Origin of the sequence: Paraburkholderia bannensis, from assembly GCF_014200455.1 — a bacterium.
GTDB lineage: Bacteria > Pseudomonadota > Gammaproteobacteria > Burkholderiales > Burkholderiaceae > Paraburkholderia > Paraburkholderia bannensis_A.
Map to the genome: position 1 here is coordinate 152,195 of NZ_JACHBW010000015.1, position 20,741 is coordinate 172,935.

Annotated in this window: 19 protein-coding genes and 1 pseudogene; 8 read left to right on the forward strand and 12 right to left on the reverse strand. The window is 65.6% G+C overall.

The window, feature by feature from the left end:
• The first annotated feature begins 72 nt into the window (after positions 1-72).
• The gene (gene ltaE / locus F4827_RS24310) at positions 73-1,077 is read left to right on the forward strand and encodes a low-specificity L-threonine aldolase (RefSeq protein ID WP_183728493.1); all 1,005 of its coding nucleotides are present in this window, start codon (positions 73-75) and stop codon (positions 1,075-1,077) included.
• A gap of 33 nt (positions 1,078-1,110) precedes the next feature.
• Here ltaE and F4827_RS24315 read toward each other — a convergent pair whose 3' ends face one another.
• A complete protein-coding gene (locus tag F4827_RS24315) occupies positions 1,111-2,460 on the reverse strand; it encodes an MFS transporter (protein ID WP_409258849.1) in 1,350 nt (449 codons plus the stop codon).
• 556 nt (positions 2,461-3,016) lie between these two features.
• Between F4827_RS24315 and F4827_RS24320 the strand changes: the two genes are divergently transcribed.
• Positions 3,017-5,473 (forward strand): glycogen/starch/alpha-glucan phosphorylase, encoded by a 2,457-nt coding sequence (locus tag F4827_RS24320; protein ID WP_183728497.1) that lies wholly within the window; start codon positions 3,017-3,019, stop codon positions 5,471-5,473.
• A 43-nt stretch (positions 5,474-5,516) separates the two neighbouring features.
• Here F4827_RS24320 and F4827_RS24325 read toward each other — a convergent pair whose 3' ends face one another.
• From F4827_RS24325 to phnG, 11 genes are all read right to left on the reverse strand, one after another.
• Positions 5,517-5,924, reverse strand: coding sequence for a DUF6232 family protein (locus F4827_RS24325; protein WP_183728499.1), 408 nt, complete (start codon positions 5,922-5,924; stop codon positions 5,517-5,519).
• 169 nt (positions 5,925-6,093) lie between these two features.
• Positions 6,094-7,254, reverse strand: coding sequence for a porin (locus F4827_RS24330; protein ID WP_183728502.1), 1,161 nt, complete (start codon positions 7,252-7,254; stop codon positions 6,094-6,096).
• Between the two features lie 488 nt (positions 7,255-7,742).
• Positions 7,743-8,858 carry a succinylglutamate desuccinylase/aspartoacylase family protein gene (locus tag F4827_RS24335; RefSeq protein WP_183728505.1) on the reverse strand — a complete coding sequence of 372 codons (1,116 nt, stop codon included), beginning with the start codon at positions 8,856-8,858 and terminating at the stop codon, positions 7,743-7,745.
• A gap of 214 nt (positions 8,859-9,072) precedes the next feature.
• Positions 9,073-9,840 carry an ABC transporter substrate-binding protein gene (locus F4827_RS24340; protein WP_183728509.1) on the reverse strand — a complete coding sequence of 256 codons (768 nt, stop codon included), beginning with the start codon at positions 9,838-9,840 and terminating at the stop codon, positions 9,073-9,075.
• Between the two features lie 472 nt (positions 9,841-10,312).
• The gene (locus tag F4827_RS24345) at positions 10,313-11,446 is read right to left on the reverse strand and encodes an alpha-D-ribose 1-methylphosphonate 5-triphosphate diphosphatase (protein WP_183728512.1); all 1,134 of its coding nucleotides are present in this window, start codon (positions 11,444-11,446) and stop codon (positions 10,313-10,315) included.
• Positions 11,447-11,529: 83 nt separating this feature from the next.
• Positions 11,530-12,300: a phosphonate C-P lyase system protein PhnL gene (gene phnL, locus F4827_RS24350; RefSeq protein ID WP_183728515.1), complete on the reverse strand. Its 771-nt coding sequence runs from the start codon at positions 12,298-12,300 to the stop codon at positions 11,530-11,532.
• A gap of 10 nt (positions 12,301-12,310) precedes the next feature.
• Positions 12,311-13,081, reverse strand: a complete 771-nt coding sequence (gene phnK / locus F4827_RS24355) for a phosphonate C-P lyase system protein PhnK (protein ID WP_183728583.1) — start codon at positions 13,079-13,081, stop codon at positions 12,311-12,313.
• A gap of 8 nt (positions 13,082-13,089) precedes the next feature.
• Entirely contained in the window at positions 13,090-14,013 is a 924-nt protein-coding gene (locus F4827_RS24360) for an alpha-D-ribose 1-methylphosphonate 5-phosphate C-P-lyase PhnJ (protein ID WP_183728519.1), read from the reverse strand.
• Entirely contained in the window at positions 14,010-15,125 is a 1,116-nt protein-coding gene (locus F4827_RS24365) for a carbon-phosphorus lyase complex subunit PhnI (RefSeq protein ID WP_183728522.1), read from the reverse strand. The genes F4827_RS24360 and F4827_RS24365 overlap by 4 nt, the downstream gene beginning before the upstream one ends.
• The gene (phnH, locus tag F4827_RS24370) at positions 15,125-15,787 is read right to left on the reverse strand and encodes a phosphonate C-P lyase system protein PhnH (protein ID WP_260184649.1); all 663 of its coding nucleotides are present in this window, start codon (positions 15,785-15,787) and stop codon (positions 15,125-15,127) included. Before phnH ends, F4827_RS24365 begins: the two co-directional genes overlap by 1 nt.
• An 11-nt stretch (positions 15,788-15,798) precedes the next feature.
• Complete coding sequence (gene phnG / locus F4827_RS24375) at positions 15,799-16,311, reverse strand: phosphonate C-P lyase system protein PhnG (protein WP_183728529.1); 513 nt, start codon at positions 16,309-16,311, stop codon at positions 15,799-15,801.
• Positions 16,312-16,591: 280 nt separating this feature from the next.
• Between phnG and phnF the strand changes: the two genes are divergently transcribed.
• The 6 genes and pseudogenes from phnF to F4827_RS24405 all read left to right on the forward strand — a co-directional run bounded on the left by phnF (position 16,592) and on the right by F4827_RS24405 (position 20,730).
• Positions 16,592-17,347, forward strand: a complete 756-nt coding sequence (gene phnF / locus F4827_RS24380) for a phosphonate metabolism transcriptional regulator PhnF (RefSeq protein WP_167068856.1) — start codon at positions 16,592-16,594, stop codon at positions 17,345-17,347.
• The gene (locus tag F4827_RS24385) at positions 17,344-18,090 is read left to right on the forward strand and encodes a DUF1045 domain-containing protein (protein WP_260175411.1); all 747 of its coding nucleotides are present in this window, start codon (positions 17,344-17,346) and stop codon (positions 18,088-18,090) included. Before phnF ends, F4827_RS24385 begins: the two co-directional genes overlap by 4 nt.
• Positions 18,087-18,641: a phosphonate metabolism protein/1,5-bisphosphokinase (PRPP-forming) PhnN gene (phnN, locus tag F4827_RS24390; RefSeq protein WP_183728531.1), complete on the forward strand. Its 555-nt coding sequence runs from the start codon at positions 18,087-18,089 to the stop codon at positions 18,639-18,641. Before F4827_RS24385 ends, phnN begins: the two co-directional genes overlap by 4 nt.
• A 153-nt stretch (positions 18,642-18,794) precedes the next feature.
• A pseudogene (locus tag F4827_RS24395) lies at positions 18,795-19,690 on the forward strand (LysR family transcriptional regulator).
• Between the two features lie 177 nt (positions 19,691-19,867).
• Positions 19,868-20,377, forward strand: a complete 510-nt coding sequence (locus tag F4827_RS24400; RefSeq protein ID WP_183728534.1) for a MerR family transcriptional regulator — start codon at positions 19,868-19,870, stop codon at positions 20,375-20,377.
• Positions 20,287-20,730, forward strand: coding sequence for a carboxymuconolactone decarboxylase family protein (locus F4827_RS24405; RefSeq protein WP_183728537.1), 444 nt, complete (start codon positions 20,287-20,289; stop codon positions 20,728-20,730). The genes F4827_RS24400 and F4827_RS24405 overlap by 91 nt, the downstream gene beginning before the upstream one ends.
• The last annotated feature ends 11 nt before the right edge of the window (positions 20,731-20,741 follow it).

Genomic DNA, 20,741 nt, shown 5'->3' on the forward strand with positions numbered 1-20,741 from the left:
TTTCCACGCCGCACCGGTCCTGCGGCGCGGCGTCCAGCCGTGCGCCCACGGCCTCCACGAGGATTCCATCGCATGATCGACCTGCGCAGCGACACCGTCACCCGCCCGAACCAGGCCATGCTGGCCGCCATGACCCGCGCCGAAACCGGCGACGATGTCTGGGGCGACGATCCCACCGTGCTGCGCCTGCAGGCGCGCGTGGCCGAACAGGCCGGCAAGGAAGCCGGGCTGTTTTTCCCGAGCGGCACGCAAAGCAATCTCGCCGCGCTGATGGCGCATTGCGGGCGCGGCGACGAATACATCGTCGGCCAGGCCGCGCATACCTATAAGTACGAGGGCGGCGGCGCGGCGGTGCTCGGCAGCATCCAGCCGCAGCCGCTCGACAACGCCGAGGACGGCTCGATCCCGCTCGATCGTGTCGCCGCCGCGATCAAGCCGATCGACGATCACTTCGCGCGCACGCGCCTCTTCGCGCTGGAAAACACCATCGGCGGCAAGGTGCTGCCAGCGGCTTATGTCGCCCAGGCCACGCAGTTCGCGCACGGCAAGGGGCTCGCCACGCACCTCGACGGCGCGCGCGTATTCAACGCGGCGGTGGCGTCAGACCAGTCGCTCAAGGCGATGGCCGAGGGCTTCGATTCCGTGTCGATCTGTTTTTCGAAGGGATTGGGCGCACCGGTCGGCTCGGTGCTGGTGGGCAGCAAGGCGCTGATCGAGGTGGCGCACCGCTGGCGCAAGGTGCTGGGCGGCGGCATGCGTCAGTCGGGCGTGCTGGCCGCGGCTTGCGACTACGCGCTCGATCACAACGTTGCGCGTCTGGCCGACGATCACGCGAATGCCGCGCGCCTCGCTTCCGGGCTGGCGCAGATCGACGAGGTCAAGGTGATGTCGCACGCCACCAATATGGTGTTCGCGCAGTTTCCGCAAGCCGATTGCGCGCCGCTGGAGGCGTGGCTCAAGGAGCGCGGGATTCTCACGCAGATGCTCTACGCATCGCGCTTCGTGACGCATCTGGACGTAAGCTCCGCCGATATCGACACCTTTGTCGCAGCCGTGAAGGCGTACTTCAAGCGCTGATATACAAAGGCGGCGCAGTTCGCGCCGCTTCGCTCAATGCCCGCCCGAGCGATGCGACGGCGCGAACAGGCGCAGGCCGCTCGCCACGCTCGCCGCCGCTGAAAAGGCCGCGCCCAGGCTGAGCGCCAGCGTCGGGCCATGCTTGCCCACGATCCCGAAACACAAGGCCACCAACGCGGCCCCCGTGGTCTGCCCCAGCAGCCGCGAGACGGCGACGGTGCCGCTCGCGCCGCCGCTGCGCTCGGGGGGCGCGGCCGCCATGATCGCGCGCAGATTGGGCGACTGGAAAAAGCCAAAGCCCGCGCCGCAGATCGCCATGCGAATCACGATGTCGATCACGCTCGGGTGCACCGGCAGCATGGCCAGGGAAGCCATGCCCGCGGCCAGGATCGCCAGACCGATCGCGCCGAGCAAACCCGGCGGATAACGGTCCGAGAGCCGCCCGGCGATGGGAGCGGCGGCGGCCACCACCACCGGCCAGGGCGTCATCAGGAAGCCGGTTTCCACCTGGCTGCGCATCAGCACGGTTTCGAAATAGAACGGCAGCGACACGAACGCCAGGCCCTGGGCCGCGAACGAACAGACTGCAGTCAGCGACGACAGCGCGAACACCGGCCGCTTGAACAGATCGACGGGCAGCATCGGCGCGGGGTGGCCGTGCTCGCGGCGAATCAGCAGCGCGCCGAACACGAGCGCGATCACCGCGGCGCTCGCCACTTCCTTGCCGGGCGCACGTTGCGCCGCCTCGCCGAGCGCGAAGATCAGCGCGGCGAAGGTCACGAGATTGAGCAGCGCGGCGAGCGGATCGAACCCATGCTTGCCGCGCGCCGTCTGCGGCAGCGCAGGAATGGCGAACACCAGCGCGATCACGCCAAGCGGCACATTGATCGCGAATAGCCACGGCCAGGTGCCCGCCGAGAGAATCAGCGAGGCCATTGTCGGTCCCACGGCGAACGACACGCCGACGATCAGCGCGTTCATGCCCAGACCGCGCCCGAGCCGGTGCGGCGGGTAGAGAAAGCGGATCAGCGCCGTGTTCACGCTCATGATCGCGCTCGCGCCCAGCCCCTGCAGCACGCGCGCGCCGGCCAGCGCCGTCAGCGAGGGGGCGAGCGCGCAGGCGAGCGACGCCACCGTGAAGATGGCGAGCCCGCTGAGATAGATGCGCCGGTGACCGAGGATATCGCCGAGCGCCGCGAGCGGCAGCAGCGTGGCAACCATCGCAAGCTGGTAAGCGTTGATGATCCACACCGAAGCAGCGGGCGCGGCGTGCAGATCGGCGGCGATGGCAGGCAGCGCGGTGTTGGCGATGGCAGTGTCGAGCGTCGCCAGCGCGACGGCGAGCATCACGGCGGCCATGGCGCGACGGTTCTTCGCCGTCATGGGGGCGTCGGCGCGGCCGGTGTCTTTCGGCGCGGATACGGTTTCGGACAAGGCGGTCTCGGGCGTAATCGAAGGCTAGGCGAAGCGGGGAATTCGGGCACGGCGCGTGGCGTCGTGCGAACGATTCCGCGATTGTTACAGAGGTGGCGCGACTCTGCAGCGCTTGCTTCAGAGTGTGGGCCAGCTGTAAGGCGAGCTTTATACAGGCCTCTATCGCAACTAACAGCCAGTCCCTCGCGCCCCCGCGAAAACGCCGCGCGATGGCGCTCAACGTGGGTCGCCTCGCAGTCTTCGCGCTGTAGATGATGCGCCTTGCATGGTTGCCGCGCCGCCGCACGCCTTGAAAATGTCCTACTCTGCAAACTGATCTGCGCCTGCCTGCCCATGACCGTCCGGCGGACGGAATGCACCGCGAAGGTGCCTCAGAGTGTCCTTGCGAGAGCGATTGACGCCCATCGCGCGCGGCACACGACATGCAAGCGCAGCCCGAACGCCCGCGCGCCGCGCCCGCCATCCTGGCATCGCGCCGCGCGCCGCTTTTTCCGGGAGGCATTCGATGACAGCCGTCGGTCTTGAATTCGACCAGTTGAAGAGCAGCGCCGACGCGCTGCGCCGTTCCATCTCGAACCGTCTGATGTACGGCGTCGGCAAGGACGCCGTCACCGCGCGTCCGCAGGACTGGTTGCACGCCGCCGCGCTGGCTGTGCGCGACCGGCTGGTCGAGCGCTGGATGGTGACCACGCGCCGCCAGTACGATCAGGACGTCAAACGCGTCTACTACCTGTCGATGGAATTCCTGATCGGCCGGACCTTTTCGAACGCGCTGCTCGCGCTCGGCATCTACGACCAGATGAAAGAGGCGCTCGCGGGCGTTGGGGTCGATATGGAAACGCTGATCGATCTCGAACCCGACGCGGCGCTCGGCAACGGCGGCCTTGGCCGGCTGGCGGCCTGCTTTCTCGACTCGATGGCGACGCTGGGCATTCCGGGCTTCGGCTATGGCATTCGCTACGACTACGGCATGTTTCGCCAGCAGATCATCAACGGCGAGCAGGTGGAAGCGCCCGATTACTGGCTGCGCTCGGGCAATCCGTGGGAATTCCCGCGACCCGAAGTGCTGTATCCCGTGCATTTCGGCGGGCGCACCGTGCAGCGCGACGGCCACGTGGAATGGATCGACACCACGCACGTCAATGCGATGGCGTATGACACGGTGATTCCCGGCTACGCGACCAGCGCGACCAACACCTTGCGGCTGTGGTCCGCGCGCGCCGACGAAGAACTCGACCTTTCCGCCTTCAATCAGGGCGATTACCAGCGCGCCGTGGAAGCACGAAATATTTCGGAGAACGTATCGCGTCTGCTGTATCCGGACGATTCGACCATGGCGGGCCGTGAGCTGCGCTTGCGCCAGGAATACTTCTTCGTTTCGGCGACCATGCAGGACCTGATCCGCCGTTATCTGCGCACCCACAGCACGTTCGGGCGCTTCTCCGACAAGGTCGCGGTGCATCTGAACGATACGCATCCGGTGCTGGCGATTCCCGAATTGATCCGCTTGCTGGTGGACGTCCACCATATGCCGTGGGCCGAAGCGATGGGGCACATCAAGCGCGTGTTTTCATACACGAATCACACGCTGATGCCCGAAGCGCTGGAAACGTGGGATGTCGAACTATTGGCGCGTCTGCTGCCGCGGCACCTGGAAATCATCTTCGATATCAACGCTGCGTTTCTGCGCGAAGCGAGCGACAAGGGCGCGCACGATCTCGACTTTATCCGCCGCATTTCGCTGGTGGATGAATATGGACAGCGGCGCGTGCGCATGGCCTATCTGGCGATTGTCGCGAGCCACAAGGTCAACGGCGTCTCCAGACTGCACTCGCAGTTGATGACGCGCGATATCTTCGCGGACTTCGCGCGCCTCTTTCCCGATCGCTTCACCAACGTCACCAACGGCATCACGCCGCGCCGCTGGCTGGCGCAGGCGAGCCCGCCGCTTGCGCATCTCGTCGACGAGGCCATCGGCCCGAACTGGCGCAGCGATCTCTTCGCGCTGGATGGCTTGCGCAGGTTCAGCGGCGATGCGGCCTTCGGCGAACGTTTTCGCGCGGCCAAGCGCGCGAACAAGCTGCGGCTTATCGAACGCATGACGGCGCGTACGGGCCTGAGCTTCAATCCCGATGCGCTGTTCGACATGCAGGTCAAGCGCATCCACGAATACAAGCGCCAGTTGCTCAACGTGCTGCACGTCATCACGCGCTACAACCGTATCGTCCAGCAGCCCGAAGTGGACTGGGTGCCGCGCGTGGTGGTGTTCGCGGGCAAGGCGGCGTCGGCGTACCGGATGGCCAAGACCATCATTCGCCTCATCAACGACGTGGCCGAAAAGATCAATCACGATCCCGTGGTGGGCGAGCGCCTCAAGGTGGTGTTCGTGCCGAACTACGGTGTGAGCGTGGCCGAGGTGCTGATTCCGTCCGCCGATCTGTCCGAGCAGATCTCGACGGCGGGCACGGAGGCGTCGGGCACCGGCAATATGAAGCTCGCGCTTAACGGCGCGTTGACGATGGGCACGCTCGACGGCGCGAACATCGAAATCTGCGATGCGGTGGGCAACGACAATATCTTCATCTTCGGCCACACCTCCGATCAGGTCGATACGCTGCGTTGCGCGGGCTATCGGCCCCGTCAGGTGTACGAAGAAAATGCCGAGCTGCGCACCGTGCTCGACCAGATCCGCACGGGCTTCTTCTCGCCCGGCGACCCTGCGCGCTACTCGGATATTTTCCACACGCTGGTGGACTGGGGCGATCACTACATGGTGCTGGCCGACTACGCCGCCTTCGTGCAGGCGCAGGAAGCGGCCGACGAGCGCTACGTCGATACGCCACGCTGGACCGCGAGCGCGATTCTCAATGTGGCCGGGATGGGCGCGTTCTCGTCGGATCGCGCGATTGCGGAGTACGCGCGCGACATCTGGCATACGAAGCCGGTCGAGCAGGTGGGCTGAGGGTCAACGCGCGCCCACCTGAAACTGTCCTGAAGCAGCGGTGTTACTGTGCGGTGGGGCGCGCTGCCGGGGTATCGGCGCTGGCCGCCTTGGCTGCGCGCACGGCCTGTTCGACGCGTTCGACAAAGGTGCGGTCGCTGCTGGAGACCGCTTCGCGTGTTTCGCCCTTCGTCACCACCAGCAGGCGGTGCGTGACCTCTTGCCAGATCCACGCAAGCCAGCCCACCACGATCATCATCACGCCGCAGCCCAGGCCCGCGCCCGAGTGGTAAGCGCCGCCGAAAGCCGCCAGCGCCACGCCGAACAGCGACAGCAGCAACGGCACGACACGACTGCGATGGATCGTGACGACCCGCAGATCGTCGATATCGCGCAGTGCGAAGATCTGCCCTGCGACGGAAAGCGAGGTGCGCGTGACCGAGACGCCGGCTTCGTTGAAAGGGAGTTCCATCGGTTCGAAAGCTGCGAAGGGAAAGGCCGCAGCGTACCAGAAGCGCGCGCAAGGCGGCAGGTTGCACGACGCCGCAGTTCGCCTGCAAAAAGCAGAAAGGCTTCCCGAAGGAAGCCTTTTGCATATCGCGCACACAGCGCCCGCGTGGCAGGCGCTACGTTCGCAATGCTTAGAACTTGTGGCGGATACCGACGCGCACTGCGAGCTGGTTCTGCGAACCCGAACCCGACGGAGCGAAGATGCTCGACGACGAATCGCCGATCTGCGCCTGCACCGGCGTGCCCTTGTACGAACCCGAAGCTTCTTCGTAAGCGACGAGGCCGTAGACATCCGTGCGCTTGCTCAGAGCGTAGTCGATCGAACCGTTGGCCTGGTTCCAGTGCGCGTTGAACAGACCCGAAGCGCGCGAGTACGTGTAGCCCACCGCGCCCGTCAGAGCCGGCGTGAAGGCGTACTTGACGCCGGCTTCGTACGCGTTGAACAGCGTCGACGAACCCGTGATCGGCAGGAAGCGCGTGTTCGTCCACAGCAGCCATGCGGTAGCCGGGCCGAAGACGTAGCGGCCGCCGAAGCCGAACGAACGCAGGTCACGCACGGCGCTCGGCGTAGCGGCGTTGATGTTGGCCAGCGACGTCGAGAACGCCGGCGCTGCCGCTGCCGGGTACGTGATGTCCGTGTATGCGCCGCCCAGGCTGAACGGGCCGTATGCGTAGTTCGCGCCGAAGCTGTAGGCACGCGACGACGACGTCGTAGCGGTCGTCGGAGCGCCGGCGAACGATGTCGTGTTCGAGAAGCCATACAGGCCGCCGAACGTGAAGCCCGAGAAGTTCACGCTCTGGAACTTGACGGCGTTGTTGATACGGCTCGACGTGAGCTGGTCGACGTCATTGACGTGGTAGGCCCAGTTGCCCGAAACCGTGTTGCCGCCCGTCGAGTACAGCGAACCGAGGATGTCGGTGCTGAACGAGTATTGACGGCCGAACGTGATCGAACCGATGTTGCTTTGCGTCAGGCCGACATAGGCTTGACGGCCGAACATCGCGCCGCCTTGACCTGCCGTGCCGTTGCCGCTGTTGAAGCCGTTTTCAAGGACGAAGATCGCCTTGAGGCCGCCGCCCAGGTCTTCCGAGCCGCGCAGGCCCCAACGGCTGCCTTGAGCGACGCCGTCGCCGTACGTGAAGGCCTTCGAGCTGCCCTTCGATGCGTTGGTCGTGTGGTTGATGTAGTTCACACCCGCGTCGATCAGGCCATACAGCGTCACGCTGCTTTGTGCGTGAGCGGAACCGGCGATCAGGCCGAGGATAGCGGTGGTCAGAATTTTCTTTTTCAACTGTTTCTCCGGATGAAGGAAAGTAAGTCTCCGGCCTCGTACGGGCCGGTTGATGTGTCGCGCTGCAATTTAAGGGTCGCTAGCTAAAGAAATGTGACAGTAAGGATATGTCGCTGAAATGTCGCTGTTATGTGGTGTGAATGCGACAGCAGCCTTGTGACCCGGTGGAAGCGGCTGAAAGCCTTGCCGTTATTGGCATTGCCAGAAAATGACGGGGCTTTGGAGGCCACGGCGGTGCGCCGGATGACCTTTATAAGATTTTCTGCTTTGTAAGGTTGGCCAGGCGATTTGCATGAATGTGATGTTATTTTTTTGATGCAAATGCGGCGGCGCAAGGCAAGTGTTAGCGCCCTTTATTGACCGGAAAAAGCCGCTATTGTGACGATTTTTGCAATATTCGCCTTTGGCTCACGGGCTTCCGGGCAGCCAGAAATGACCACGCCCCGGCTTGTTCCCAAGCCGGGGCGTTGAGCCGATTCTTCGAGCGATCAGAGCGACAGCAGCGAGCCTGAACGGATTGGCGTGTCGCCTGCAATGCGCGCGATTTCCATCCCGGCGGTCGCGAAACGCGCGCTGTGACGCGCGTACATCACGCCGCTCACGCTCGCGCTGAGCGTGGTCACTTCATCGGTGAGCGGGTTGACGATGTCGGCCACCGGCGTGCCCGCGTCGATCCATGCGCCGCAGTCCGCACGGAACACGATCACGCCGCTGGCGGGCGCGACGATCGGCTCGGTGCCCGCCAGCGGCGTGGCCGGATGCGCGAGCGGCGGCAGCGGGGACGCCGTGGCGTCGATCACGCCGCGCGTGATCAGGTAATCGACGATAGCCTGCGCGTCGTGCTCGGCGAATTCGTGCGAGACGTCGCGCTGGCTGCGCAACTCCACGGTCACCGAAATCGAGCCGTGCGGAATCGGGAAACGCCCGCCAAACTGTTCGCGCAGCGCCGTCCAGCAGAAGCTGTGAATCTCGTCGAACGGATTGCCGATCGAATTGAGCGCGAGCAGCGACGCCTTGGCGTCCAGATAACGCGCAAGCGGCTCGACGTCGGGCCAGATTTCGGGATTTGTGTAGATGTGCATCGCGGCTTCCCAGTCGCAGTGCAGGTCCAGCACGATATCGGCGTCGTAGGACAGGCGTTGCAGCGCGAGGCGCTGCGAGTCGAGTTCGGTCTTCGGCTGCACGGCGGCCAGACCTTCGCCCATCAAGGCGCGGATCGCCATGAGGTTGGCGTGGGCGTCGGGGCCCAGGCGCGACTCGACCTGCGGCAACACGAGCGCCGTCAGTTCGTGGAAGTTGCGGTTGAAGTTCTGCGCGGTGTTCGACTCGAAGCGGCCCGCGAGATGGCCGAGCCATTGCTGGTTCAGCCCGATCGGGTTCGCCACCGGCACGACCACGACTTCGCCGCGCATGCGCCCGGCGGCTTCGTGCGCGGCGAGCTTGCGGCGCAGCGCCCAGCAGACCAGCATGCCGGGCAATTCGTCGGCGTGCAGCGACGACTGCACATAGACCTTGGCGCCGCCTGGCTGGCCGTAGTGGAAACTCGTGATCTCTCGCGCGGTGCCCAGTGCGGGCGCAATCAACGGATGGTGGTGGGTTTGCATGATGGGTGTGCGCGTGGCGCTTGAGGCGCGAGGCGCGTTATCCGAGCCTGTCCGGGTGGGTGGCCCGCGAGCGGGCCGATCCCCATGATCTTAGCCGATCCGCCGGATCGACAGAAACCGCGGGGCGCAACCGCGAGACAGAAACACACGGAGCCCAAAAACAAAAAGCCCGAACCGCGAGGGTTCGGGCTTTCGACCGGGCAGTTAAAACCGCTTAGCCGCCGTACACGTCGAAGTCGAAGTATTTGGCTTCGATCTTCTTGTACGTGCCGTCCTTGATCATGTCGGCGATAGCCTTGTCGATCTTGGCCTTCAGGTCGGCGTCTTCCTTACGCAGGCCGATAGCGGCCGCGCCCGTCGGGATTTCCTTGCCGGCGAACTGGAAGCCTGCGCCGCGCGGGGTCTTCAGGAAGCCCAGGTCAGCCTGCACTTCGTCCTGCAGCGCTGCGTCCAGACGGCCCGAGATCAGGTCGGCGTAGACCTGGTCCTGGTTCTGGTAGGGAACGACGTTGACGCCCTTGGGCGCCCAGTTGTCCTTCGCGTAGGTTTCCTGGATCGTGCCTTGTTCGACGCCCACCGACTTGCCCTTGAGCGAGTCAGCCGTCGGCTGGTAGGTGGTGCCCTTCTTGGCGACCAGGCGCGTCGGCGTGTCGAACAGCTTGGCCGAGAAGGCGATTTGTTCCTGGCGCTGCGGGGTGATCGTCATCGACGAAAGCACGCCGTCGAACTTCTTGGCCTTCAGGCCCGGGATCATGCCGTCGAAATCCTGCTCGACCCACACGCACTTTGCGTTCAAGCGCTTGCAGATTTCGTTGCCGAGGTCGATGTCGAAGCCGACCAGCTTGCCATCGGGGGCTTTCGATTCGAACGGAGCGTAGCTCGCGTCTACGCCAAAGCGCACGGTGGACCAATCCTTGGCATAGGCGGCGCTAGCCGAAACGGCCAGCAGGGCAACCGACAGGGTGGCAAGCAGTTTCTTCACTCTCTTTACTCCTCTTATGGTTCATGGCGCGCCATGTGCGGTCGTGCCGCCACGGTGCATTTTTCCGGCGCGGCTCGCGCCGGAGATTCGGTTGTCCTCGCAAGCGTTGCTGCGAGCGGCGGCGAGAAGCTTACCCGGTCAAAAATGCTGCGTCGCTAGTGAAATACCGGATGGCAAGCGAACAAGCGCTCTAAGGAGCGTTCGCCAATCTGTGCCGATGGACGCAAAGCCTTGTACTGAAAGGCTTTAGAGATGCTGGGAGGGCGTGCAAGGTGGGCGGCGGAAAACGGATTGCGATGCTCTGCCGCAACAGTCGCAGGCATGCGCCGGGCAGCGGCGGTCGCTACACGCGGCGCATGAAGGGAAGTTGAAATCGAAACGATGGCGTGCCGTTGGTTTCGTGGTTGGCGACGGCACGCCTTTGCCGCAATGCAGCAAGCTCAGATCATCAGATCACGCGTCGGATCACGAATCAGATCACACGTTGACCGGCGCGATACGTCGCGCGCGGCACCGGCAGCGTGTCGAGCATGGTCACGCGCACGAAGTCGGCGCGCAGACCCGGTTCGATCGCGCCACGGTCATCCAGACCAGCCTTGCTAGCCGGTTCCCACGAGACGGTGGCGAGCGCGCGCGGCAATGTCCAGCCGGCCTTGGTCACGAGGTCGAACGCGGCAGTCAGCAGGCTCGATGGCACGTAATCGGACGAGAGAATGTCGAGCAGGCCGGCCTGCGCCATTTCGAGCGCCGACACGTTGCCCGAATGCGAGCCGCCGCGCACGACATTGGGCGCACCCATGATCGTGGCGATGCCGCGCTTCTTCGCTTCTTCGGCAGCGGCGCGCGTGGTTGGGAATTCGGCCAGCACGATGCCTTCGGCGGCAGCCTGCTCGACGTGCTCGACCAGCGTGTCGTCATGGCTCGCGAGCGGGATGTTACGCGTGCGGCAGCGTTCGACGATGGCGCGGCGGTGCGCGTCCGCGAATCGCTCCTGTTCGGTTTCCATCTCGGTGAGCAGGTTGTCGGCGTGTTCGTCGGTCCACTTGCCGTGGCGCTCCTGATAGCGACGCCACTGCGCGCGATCGTGCCATTGGCGCTGGCCCGGCGTGTGGTCCATCACCGAGGCGAGGCGCAGCAGCGGATGCTCGCTCAGGATGTCGAACAGCTCGATCACGTCCTGCGTGGCGATTTCGCAGCGCAGGTGCAGGAAGTGGTCGGCGCGCAGCAGCTTGCGTTCGGAAAAGCGTGAGAGCGCGGCGGCGCTGGCCAGTTGCACGTCGCGGCCGCGCACGCCCACGGCCAGACGCGTGCCGATCGCGAGCGCATCGAATACCGTGGTGATGCCGGCGGCGGCGATCTGCGCGTCGTGGATCACGAAGGCGGCGTCGGTGTTCCAGTGCACGCCGGGGCGTGGCGCGAGGTGCTTTTCCAGGTTGTCGGTGTGCAGCTCGACGAGACCCGGCAGCAGAAAGTCGCCTTCCCAGTCCTCGGCTTCGGGCGCGGCGGTGGAGCCGCGCGAAATGTCGCGGATCGTCTCGCCTTCGACATGCAGCGTGCCGGTGAAAACGTCGTCTCGCGTCACGATGCGAGCGTTCTTGATCAACATCGTCAGGCTCCGGAAATCGGTTCTTGAATCACGGTTAAGGGTACGTAAAGCGGATTACGAATGCATGTTCAGCGGGCCTGCGCTCAGGCTGCCTCGACCTCTGCCACGCGCGGCGCACGCAGCGCCAGCACGCGGGTAGCGACGCGTTCGCGCGTGTCCTCGTCGTGGAATACGCCCACGATCGCCGCGCCGCGCTCGCGCGCCTCGACGATCAGACCGGCCACCACTTCGCGGTTTTCCGCATCGAGTGAGGCTGTGGGTTCGTCGAGCAACAGCACGCGATGCTGTGCGATCAGACCGCGCGCGATGTTCACGCGCTGCTGCTCGCCGCCCGAAAACGTGGCGGGCGCGAGCGGCCAGAGACGTTGCGGCACGTTCAGACGTTCGAGCAAAGCGGCGGCGCGGGCGCGCGCTTCTTCCTCATCCACGCCGCGCGAAACCAGCGGCGCGGCCACGATATCGAGCGCAGAAACACGTGGAATCACACGCAGAAACTGGCTCACGTAACCCACTACGTTGCGGCGCAGGCGCAAGACGTCGTGCGGTTGCGCGCCCGTGATTTCCAGATGCTGGGTGGGCGCGGCGTCGTCGCGGATCGCGATCGAGCCGCCGCTCGCCAGATAGTTGCCGTACAGGCAGCGCAGGAAGGTGCTCTTGCCCGCGCCCGAGGGACCGACCAGCACGACGCATTCGCCGCGCGCCACGTCAAGCGACACGCCCGCGAGCGCGTCGATGCCGATGCCGCCCTGGCCATGCAGCGTGAAGGTCTTGCGCACGTCTTCGGCGCGCAGCATCAGCGCGGGGCGCTCGGCGAACGCGCGCGCGGCCGCGGAAACGGGGGAATTCAGTGTCATGACGTTCATCCTAGACCGGCAGCACGGAGGCCACCAACGTCTGCGTATAAGGGTGTTGAGGATCGTCCAGCACCTGGTCGGTCAGACCCGATTCGACCACCGTGCCGCCCTGCATCACCATCAGCCGGTGCGCGAGCAGACGCGCCACGCCAATATCGTGCGTGACGATCAGCACCGAAAGATGCAGCGTGGTCGTGAGCGTGCGCAGCAGATCGAGCAGACGCGCCTGCACGGACACGTCGAGACCTGCGGTGGGCTCGTCCATGAACACGAGGCGCGGTCCCGTGACCAGATTGCGCGCGATCTGCAGGCGTTGCTGCATGCCGCCCGAAAACGCCGAAGGCAGTTCGTCGATGCGGGTCTCGTCCAGCTCCACGCGGCGCATCCATTGCTGCGCGCTCGCGCGGATGCGCCCGTAATGGCGCGCGCCCACCGCCATCAGCGGCTCGCCAATGTTTGCGCCCGCCGACACGCCCGCGCGCAGCCCGTCGCGCGGATTCTGCTGCACGAAACCCCATTCGGTGCGCGCAAGCAGACGGCGGCGCGGCTCCGAAAGCGTGCGCAGATCGAGCGTTTCGCCGTTCGCGCTGGTGTAGTCGAGCGCACCGGCATCGGCGTCGGTGCGTAGCGCAAGCGTGTTGAGCAGCGTGGTCTTGCCCGACCCCGATTCGCCCACGATGCACAGCACCTCGCCCGGATACAGATCGAAGCTCACGTCGCGACAGCCGTTGCGCCCGCCGTACTGCTTCGTGAGGCCGCGTGCGCTCAAGAGCGGCTTCATCCCTGAATTCATGCTTGCGCTCCCGCTTGTTCGTGAATGACTTCGTGATCCTGAGTTTCGCGGCGTTCGTGGCAATAGTCGCTATCCGAACACACGAACATGCGCTTGCCCGCATCGTCGACGATCATTTCGTCCAGGAAGCTCTCGCGCGAACCGCACAGCGCGCACGCATGTTCCCAGCGCTGCACCTCGAATGGATGATCGTCGAAATCGAGCGATTTCACCGGCGTATAAGGCGGAATCGCGTAGATGCGTCGCTCGCGGCCCGCGCCGAATAGTTGCAGCGCGGCGTTCATATGCAGCTTGGGATTGTCGAATTTCGGAATCGGCGAAGGCGAGGTGAGGTAGCGCCCGTTGACCGTCACCGGATAATCGTACGTGGTGGCGATGCTGCCGTGCTGCACGATGTCCTCGTAAAGCTTCACGCTGATCAGGCCGTAATCGGCAAGCGCATGCAGCTTCTTGCATTCGGCCACGCGCGGCTCCAGCCTGAACAGCGGTTCGGGCATCGGCACCTGGTAGACGAGGATCTGCTTGTCCGTGAGCGGCGTTTCCGGAATGCGGTGGCGCGTCTGCACGATGGTCGCTTCGCGGGTGCGGCGCGTGGTGGCCACGCCGGTGGTGCGCGCGAAAAAGCGGCGGATGTTCACCGCGTTGGTCGTATCGTCCGAGCCTTGATCGATGACCTTGAGCGTGTCTTTCGCGCCGATGATCGCCGCCGTCACCTGAATGCCGCCCGTGCCCCAGCCATACGGCAGCGGCATTTCGCGCGAGGCGAACGGCACCTGATAGCCCGGCACCGCCACGGCCTTGAGCAGGGCGCGGCGGATCATGCGCTTGGTCTGCTCGTCGAGATAGGCGAAGTTGTAGCCGTCGGCGGCCTGCGTTTCGTGCGAGGCGAGCGAGGTGTCGAATATATCGGGCGCGTTCATGCGGCCTCTCCCGTTTGCAGTTCGTCGCCGGGCTGTTCGCCATGCTGCGCGCGCAGGCGGCGCACGAGTTCGAGCTCGGCCTGGAAGTCGACGTAATGCGGCAATTTTAGATGCTGCACGAAGCCCGACGCTTCCACATTGTCGCTATGCGAAAGCATGAATTCGATGTCCTGAGTGGGCGAGGCGAGCGTTTCGCCCAACTCCTCGGCGCGCAGCGCGCGATCGACCAGCGCCATCGCCATGGCCTTGCGTTCGCCATGGCCGAAGGTGAGGCCGTAGCCTTGCGTGAAGGCCGGCGGCATGTCCTTGCTGCCCGCGAACTGGTTGATCATCTGACATTCGGTCAGCTCGATCTCGCCGATTTCGACCGCTTCGCCCAGTTCGTCCAGCACCATTTCCACGGCTACGGCGCCAAAGCGGATCTCGCCCGCGAACGGATGCGAGTGCGCGTAGCCGCGCTGCGTGGCGTAGCCCATGGCCAGCAGGAAGCCTTCGTCGCCGCGCGCGAGGTTCTGCAGGCGCACGCTGCGATCGGCGGGAAACGACAGCGGTTCGCGCGACAGGTCACCCGGTTCGATGCCTTCGCCGGTGACGGTTTCCTGCTCGATCAGGCCTTCGCTGTTCAGCAGCGTGACGACGCGTGGCATGGCTTCCTGCGGCGCATTGGGTTGCGAAGTCGGTTCGGGATCCGAATCATCATCGCCTTGAGCGAGTAACGTGAAATCCAGCAGACGTTGCGTGTAATCGTAGGTCGCGCCCAGCACCTGGCCGCCGGGCACGTCCTTGAAGGTCGCGGAAATGCGGCGCTCGACGTCCATATGTCCGGTGTCCACGGGCACCGTGTAACCAAAGCGCGGTAACGTGGTGCGATAGGCGCGCAGCAGAAAAATCGCTTCGACCAGATCGCCCGCAGCCTGCTTGATGGCGAGCGCGGCGAGTTCTTCGTCGTAGACCGAGCCTTCGGCCATCACGCGCGCCACAGCCAGGCGCATCTGTTCGCGGATCTGCGCGACGGAGAGTTCGGGCACGTTCGTGTCGCCACGGCGGGCTTTGTCGAGCAGACGCCACGACGCTTCGATCGCGCGCTCTCCTCCTTTGACGGCGACGTACATCAGTTCACCTCCACGCGGGTGCTGCGCGGCAGGCCCACGATCCGGGCGCCGCAGACGAAATAGAAGTCGATGCCGCACGGAAAGAGCGGCGCGAGCGCGGCGCGTTCCTGCCAGAGCGATGCAGGCAGGCCGGTGGGCGCAAAGCGCTGGGTCGTCTGGATGCCGGGGCCGCTGAGCGTGAGCGGCGCGCCGTCCGTGAGCGAATCGACGCGCACGAACACGGTGGCCGACTGCTCGGGCGATTCGGCCGTGCCGCATGCGAAGGTGTCGAGCGGCGGCAGCATGGCGGCGTCATGCACATAGGCGAAAGCGGCTTCGCGCGGCGTGGCGGCGAGCGGCGCGTCCGCGTGAAAGCGCAGGGCGGCGGCGAGCGCGGCGTCGGGCTGGGCGAGCCAGATGGGGGTGGCGTAGTCGGCCAGCGCGAGCAGCGCGGCGAAGGCCGCGAGACCGGCGCGCGGCGTGCCGTCGCTGGCGGCTTCGATGGCCTCGGCGGCGGGCAGCGGGGTCTCGATCAATTCGATCGTGCCGGGACGTGAAAGCGCGTTCAGCAGCGTACGGAACACCGCTTGCGTGTCGTGAACCGGATCGGCGAAACCCGGCGCGAGCACGTCGAGCGACAGATGCACGGCGGCAGCGTTCGCCCCGGCGAAATCGGCAGTCATGGCGCCTTCGTTCATGCGTCACCTCGAACCATCGTGAAGAATTCGACCCGGGTGCTGGCGGTGTCGTCGCGGCGCGCGGCGCGCTGTTCGGCCAGACGTGCGGCCAGCGGCTCGATCAACTGCGCGTGCAGGCGGCCGTGGCGCTCGGGCTGCTGCAACAGGGCGTCGGCCAGCGCGGCGAGTTCGGCGCGGCGTTTGTCGCGGCCCAGATGGCAGGCGACGCCCACCGTGGCGGCCTGCGTGCCGTGCGCCGCGCCGTCCGGCGCACGCAGGCGCAGCGTGGCGCGCGTGACGGTGGCTTCGCCCAGGTTGAAGGCGTTGCCGGTGCCGCCGACGCGCCCGCGCACCATCGCGAGGCCGGTTTGGGGGGCGCGCAGCCAGTCGAAGGAAGGCGCCGGCTCGCCGCCGAGCGCCGCGGCCAAGGCCGCTTCGAGCTCGGCGCGCGGCGTGCGCGCGAGAACCGCCATCCAGGCGCGGCGCGCGGCTGAACCGGCGGCGGTGGATGGGGCGGAGGAAGCGTTCATCGGAGTTCCTGTGTCGTGAACGGAATTGAACTGCGGATAAAACAGGGGCGAAACGAGATCAAAGCGTGATCAAGGCGCGGTTGGTTGAAACACTTGCCGGATTGCGCACCTCGCAGGGCGTCGCGACGTCGGGACATTGGAGCATCTATTCATCTAAACGTCTAGACGTTTAATGTTACAGTGAACGCGCACCGGCGCTGAAGACGTTTTCATATTTTCATCACGCCCTGGCCACTACAATGCGCAAAACGCTATTGAAACCGAGGGGAATGACAGCACCATGACATCGAACGACGACGCGCAACACAGCACGCTCGAACGCGGCGCAGGGCTGGCGGTGTGGCGGCAGATCGAGCAGATCCTCGCAGCCGAGATCGCCGCGAAGGGTTTCGGCGACGATGGCCGCCTGCCGAGCGAAGGCGAACTGGCGAAGCGCTTCGACGTCAACCGGCATACGGTGCGGCGCGCGATGCTGGGCCTCGCTGCCCAGGGTCTCGTGAGCGTCGAGCAGGGGCGCGGCACCTTCGTGCAGCCCGGCGCGATCGACTACAGCATCGGCAAGCGCACGCGTTTCACGGAAAACCTGCAGCGTCATCAGCATTCGGCGGTGGGCAAGCTGCTGGCGTCGTCGCGCGTGAAGGCCGATCCGGCGGTGGCCAAGGCGCTGGGGCTGCGCGCGGGCGCATTGGTCTATCGGCTCGAAACGCTGCACGAGTCGGACGGCGTGCCGCTCACCTACGCGCGCAGCTGGTATCCGGCCGCGCGTTTCGCCGATCTGCCCGCGGTCATGGAGCGCGTGGACAGCACGTCCAAGGCGTTGGCGGAATTTGGCGTGAGCGACTATCTGCGCAAATGGAGCCGTATCGGCAGCGTGTTGCCCGAGCCGGAAGTCGCGCGGCGTTTGAACATCAATCGACAGCAGCCGGTGCTCTGGGTCGAAAACGTCGACGTCGATCTGGAAGGCGTGGCGATCAAATACGGCGTGACGCATTTCGCAGCGGACCGCGTGCAACTGATGGTGGAGCACGAGATATGAGCACCGAAATGAGCGCCGCCCACGACCTCTGGAGCGCGGCGACGCGCTTTGCGATCTATTACGCGCCGCCGCGCGACAGCATCTGGTGGCGCGCCGGTTGCGCGTGGCTTGGCCGCGACCCGGAAAGCGGCGCGCCGCTTGCGCCGCCGCAGCCTGTGGAACTGGACCAGCCGCTTGCGGCGCTGACCGTCGTGCCCGCTCGATATGGCTGGCACGGCACGCTGGTGCCGCCGTTTCGCCTCGCCGATGGCGTGACGCCGCAGACGCTCCTTGCCGCTACGCAGGCCTGGGCCGCGCGGCGCGCGCGCTTCGCGGTGAAGGCGGAAGCGGCTACTTTGAGCCGATTCGTCGCGGTTAAGGCAAGCGACGATGCGGGCGCGCAGGCGCTTCAGGACCTGGCCGCCGACGCCTTGCGCACGCTCGGCTCGCTGCGCGCCGCGCAGACAAACGCCGAACTGGCGAAGCGCCTGGACGCGCCGCTCACGCCGCGCCAGCGCGACTACGTGGAAACCTGGGGCTATCCGTATGTGTTCGACGAGTTCCGCTTTCATATGACGCTATCCGATTCGCTCGACGATGCGCCCGCGCGCGCCGCGCTCACGCAGGCCTGGAACGCGCAGATGCACGATGCGGGCGCGTTGCCCGTGCATGGCGTGGCGATCTACGTCGAGCCGCAGCCGGGCGCGCCCTTTGTGCTGTGGCAGCGCGTGGATTTCGCGCAGCAGCAGGAGGCAGCGGCATGACGGCCCGCCTGATTTACGTGATGGGCCCATCGGGCGCAGGCAAGGACACGCTGCTTGGCTATGCGCGCACGCGGCTCGCAGCGGAAGGCGTGGTGTTCGCACATCGCTACATCACGCGCGAGGAGGGCGGCGGCGAAAACCACATCGCGCTCACCGACACCGAATTCGAAGCGCGCGCGCGGCTGGGCCTGTTCGCGCTGCAGTGGCGCAGCCACGCGCTGCGCTATGGGATCGGCGTGGAAGTCGAGCAGTGGCTCAAGCTGGGCTGCACCGTCGTGGTGAACGGCTCGCGCGCCTACGTGAATGAAGCGCTGGCGCGTTTTCCGCGCATGACGCTCGTGCATGTGAATGCCGCGCAACATGTGCTGGCCGCACGGCTTGCTTCGCGAGCGCGCGAAACGCCCGAACAAGTCGCCGAACGGCTGGCGCGGCGCGCGCCGTTCGACGTGCCCGAAGGCGCGACCTTCGTGCAGATCGATAATTCCGGACGGATCGAGGATGCGGGCGCGGCCTTCGTCGCGGCGGTGCAGCGGGTGGCGCTCAAGGGCTGAGACGGCCGGTGCACCGTGCGCCGCGCCGGGGGCTGGGTATTTTTGGCCACGCGCTGCGCTCATGAGAAGATGACGCCGCCCCGCGGATCGCTACAAAACGCCACAGCAATACGCCACAGCAAAACGCCGCGACCAATCCACACGAGACCGCCCTTGGACCGTTTCCAGGAGATGCAGATTTTCACGCGCATCGTCGACCGCCGCAGCTTCACGCAGGCGGCCGAGGACCTGAATTTGCCGCGCGCCACCGTCACCAATTCGATCAAGCGTCTCGAGACGCGCCTGGGCGTGCGCCTGCTGGAACGCACCACACGGCAGGTGAAGCCCACGCCCGACGGCGACGCCTACTATCAACGCTGCACGCGCCTGCTGGCCGATCTCGAAGAAACCGAGGAGGCCTTTCGCGACACCGATCCGCACGGCCGCCTGCGCGTGAACATGCAAGGCACGCTCGCGCAGTACTTCGTGATGCCGCGTCTGCCGCAATTTCTGGCGCGCTACCCGCGCATCGAACTCTTTATCGGCTCGGGCGACCATTTCGTCGATCTGGTGCGCGAGGGCATCGACTGCGTGCTGCGTGCGGGCGAACTCAGCGATTCGTCGATGATCGCGCGGCGCGTCGCGCTGCTCGAACAGGTGACGGTCGCGAGTCCCGCCTATCTCGAACGGTACGGCGATCCCGCTTCGATCGAAGCGTTGCTGGATGGGCACCGCGCCGTCAACTACCTTTCGCCGGCTACGGGCCGCGCCCATCCGCTCGAATTCGCGCGCTGCCCGACGGCGTGCGCAATATCACGCTGCCGGGTCCGGTGGGCGTGAATGGCGCGGAGTTGTATACGGCGGGTGCGCTTGCGGGCCTTGGCCTCGTGCAGGTGCCGCGTTATCGCGTGCGCGAGCAACTGGCCAACGGCGAGCTGTGCGTGGTGCTGGCCGATCAGCCGCCCCCGCCGATGCCGGTTTCCGTGATGTTTCCGCAGGCACGCCAGCTTTCGCTGCGCGTGCGCACCTTTGCGGACTGGCTCGTGCAGGTTTTCGCGGACATCGGCTGAAACGGCGGCTGGTCCTGATGCTGGGTCGTCAGCCGGCGGTACGCCGTTGCGCACATCGGTATGAGGGGCGTGGCTGGCTGTCATGCGGTCCTTGGTCGGGTGAGCCGGGCGGCTGGCGGCTGACAGCGCTTGAGGCTTGACTTAGAGTGCACTCGAAGTCCTAACCTGAGATCCGTCATGTCGAAACCCCTGACTATCGGCCAGGTGGCCGCGGCCACCGGCGTCACCACCCACACGCTACGTTACTACGAGCAGGCCGGGCTGCTGCGCGCCATCGGACGCACGCAGGCCGGGCATCGGCTGTATTCGCCCGCGGATAGGGACTGGCTGCAGTTCGTCATGCGTCTGAAAGCGACCGGCATGCCGATCGCGTCGATCCAGGCGTTCTCCGAACTGCGCGCGCAGGGCGAGGCGACCTACGATGCCCGGCGCGAGATGCTGGCGGCGCATCGCAACGAGGTGCTGGCGCGCATCGACGATCTGCAGGCCAATCTGGCGGCGATCACCGACAAGATCGCCTGGTACGAGACGGCGGCGCGGGACGCGGCGCGACATGACGAAGACGCTCAAACCCATCGACAGGAAGAGGATTCGCCATGGATATCGGAACCCACGCAGAGCCCAACAAGCGCGACACGAAGCGCGACCACAAGCAAGACCGCTATGCGCAAGGCTGGCAAAAGCTGAAAGAGATCGACGGTGCGGCCGGCGAGAAAGTCGTCGCGGCACTCGCGCCGATTGCGCCGGATTTCGGCCGCTTGCTGATCGAGTTCGGCTTCGGCGACATCTATAGCCGGCCGCAACTCGATCTGCGTGCCCGCGAAATCGCCACGATTGCCGCGCTGGCCGCGCTCGGCAACGCACAGCCGCAGTTGAAGATACACATCGAGGCCGCCCTGAATGTCGGCTGCACCCGCGACGAGATCGTCGAGGTGTTCATGCAGATGGCGCTGTATGCCGGGTTCCCGGCGGCGCTCAATGCATTGTTCGCCGCGCGGGAGGTGTTCGCTGAGTGCGAGGTGGCGGAGTCAGCCGACTGATCCGGAGCATA

What these genes read in the sequence shown, in the direction of transcription:
- F4827_RS24325 (WP_183728499.1), bottom strand. Translation starts at nt 5,924, where the DNA reads ATGGAACTCCCTTTCAACGAAGCCGGCGTCTCGGTCACGCGCACCTCG.
- F4827_RS24315 (WP_409258849.1), bottom strand. Translation starts at nt 2,460, where the DNA reads ATGACGGCGAAGAACCGTCGCGCCATGGCCGCCGTGATGCTCGCCGTC.
- phnG (WP_183728529.1), bottom strand. Translation starts at nt 16,311, where the DNA reads ATGAACGCTTCCTCCGCCCCATCCACCGCCGCCGGTTCAGCCGCGCGC.
- F4827_RS24405 (WP_183728537.1), top strand. Translation starts at nt 20,287, where the DNA reads ATGGATATCGGAACCCACGCAGAGCCCAACAAGCGCGACACGAAGCGC.
- phnL (WP_183728515.1), bottom strand. Translation starts at nt 12,300, where the DNA reads ATGACACTGAATTCCCCCGTTTCCGCGGCCGCGCGCGCGTTCGCCGAG.
- F4827_RS24365 (WP_183728522.1), bottom strand. Translation starts at nt 15,125, where the DNA reads ATGTACGTCGCCGTCAAAGGAGGAGAGCGCGCGATCGAAGCGTCGTGG.
- F4827_RS24320 (WP_183728497.1), top strand. Translation starts at nt 3,017, where the DNA reads ATGACAGCCGTCGGTCTTGAATTCGACCAGTTGAAGAGCAGCGCCGAC.
- F4827_RS24400 (WP_183728534.1), top strand. Translation starts at nt 19,868, where the DNA reads ATGTCGAAACCCCTGACTATCGGCCAGGTGGCCGCGGCCACCGGCGTC.
- ltaE (WP_183728493.1), top strand. Translation starts at nt 73, where the DNA reads ATGATCGACCTGCGCAGCGACACCGTCACCCGCCCGAACCAGGCCATG.
- F4827_RS24345 (WP_183728512.1), bottom strand. Translation starts at nt 11,446, where the DNA reads ATGTTGATCAAGAACGCTCGCATCGTGACGCGAGACGACGTTTTCACC.
- F4827_RS24385 (WP_260175411.1), top strand. Translation starts at nt 17,344, where the DNA reads ATGAGCACCGAAATGAGCGCCGCCCACGACCTCTGGAGCGCGGCGACG.
- phnH (WP_260184649.1), bottom strand. Translation starts at nt 15,787, where the DNA reads ATGACTGCCGATTTCGCCGGGGCGAACGCTGCCGCCGTGCATCTGTCG.
- F4827_RS24360 (WP_183728519.1), bottom strand. Translation starts at nt 14,013, where the DNA reads ATGAACGCGCCCGATATATTCGACACCTCGCTCGCCTCGCACGAAACG.
- phnN (WP_183728531.1), top strand. Translation starts at nt 18,087, where the DNA reads ATGACGGCCCGCCTGATTTACGTGATGGGCCCATCGGGCGCAGGCAAG.
- F4827_RS24335 (WP_183728505.1), bottom strand. Translation starts at nt 8,858, where the DNA reads ATGCAAACCCACCACCATCCGTTGATTGCGCCCGCACTGGGCACCGCG.
- phnF (WP_167068856.1), top strand. Translation starts at nt 16,592, where the DNA reads ATGACATCGAACGACGACGCGCAACACAGCACGCTCGAACGCGGCGCA.
- phnK (WP_183728583.1), bottom strand. Translation starts at nt 13,081, where the DNA reads ATGAAGCCGCTCTTGAGCGCACGCGGCCTCACGAAGCAGTACGGCGGG.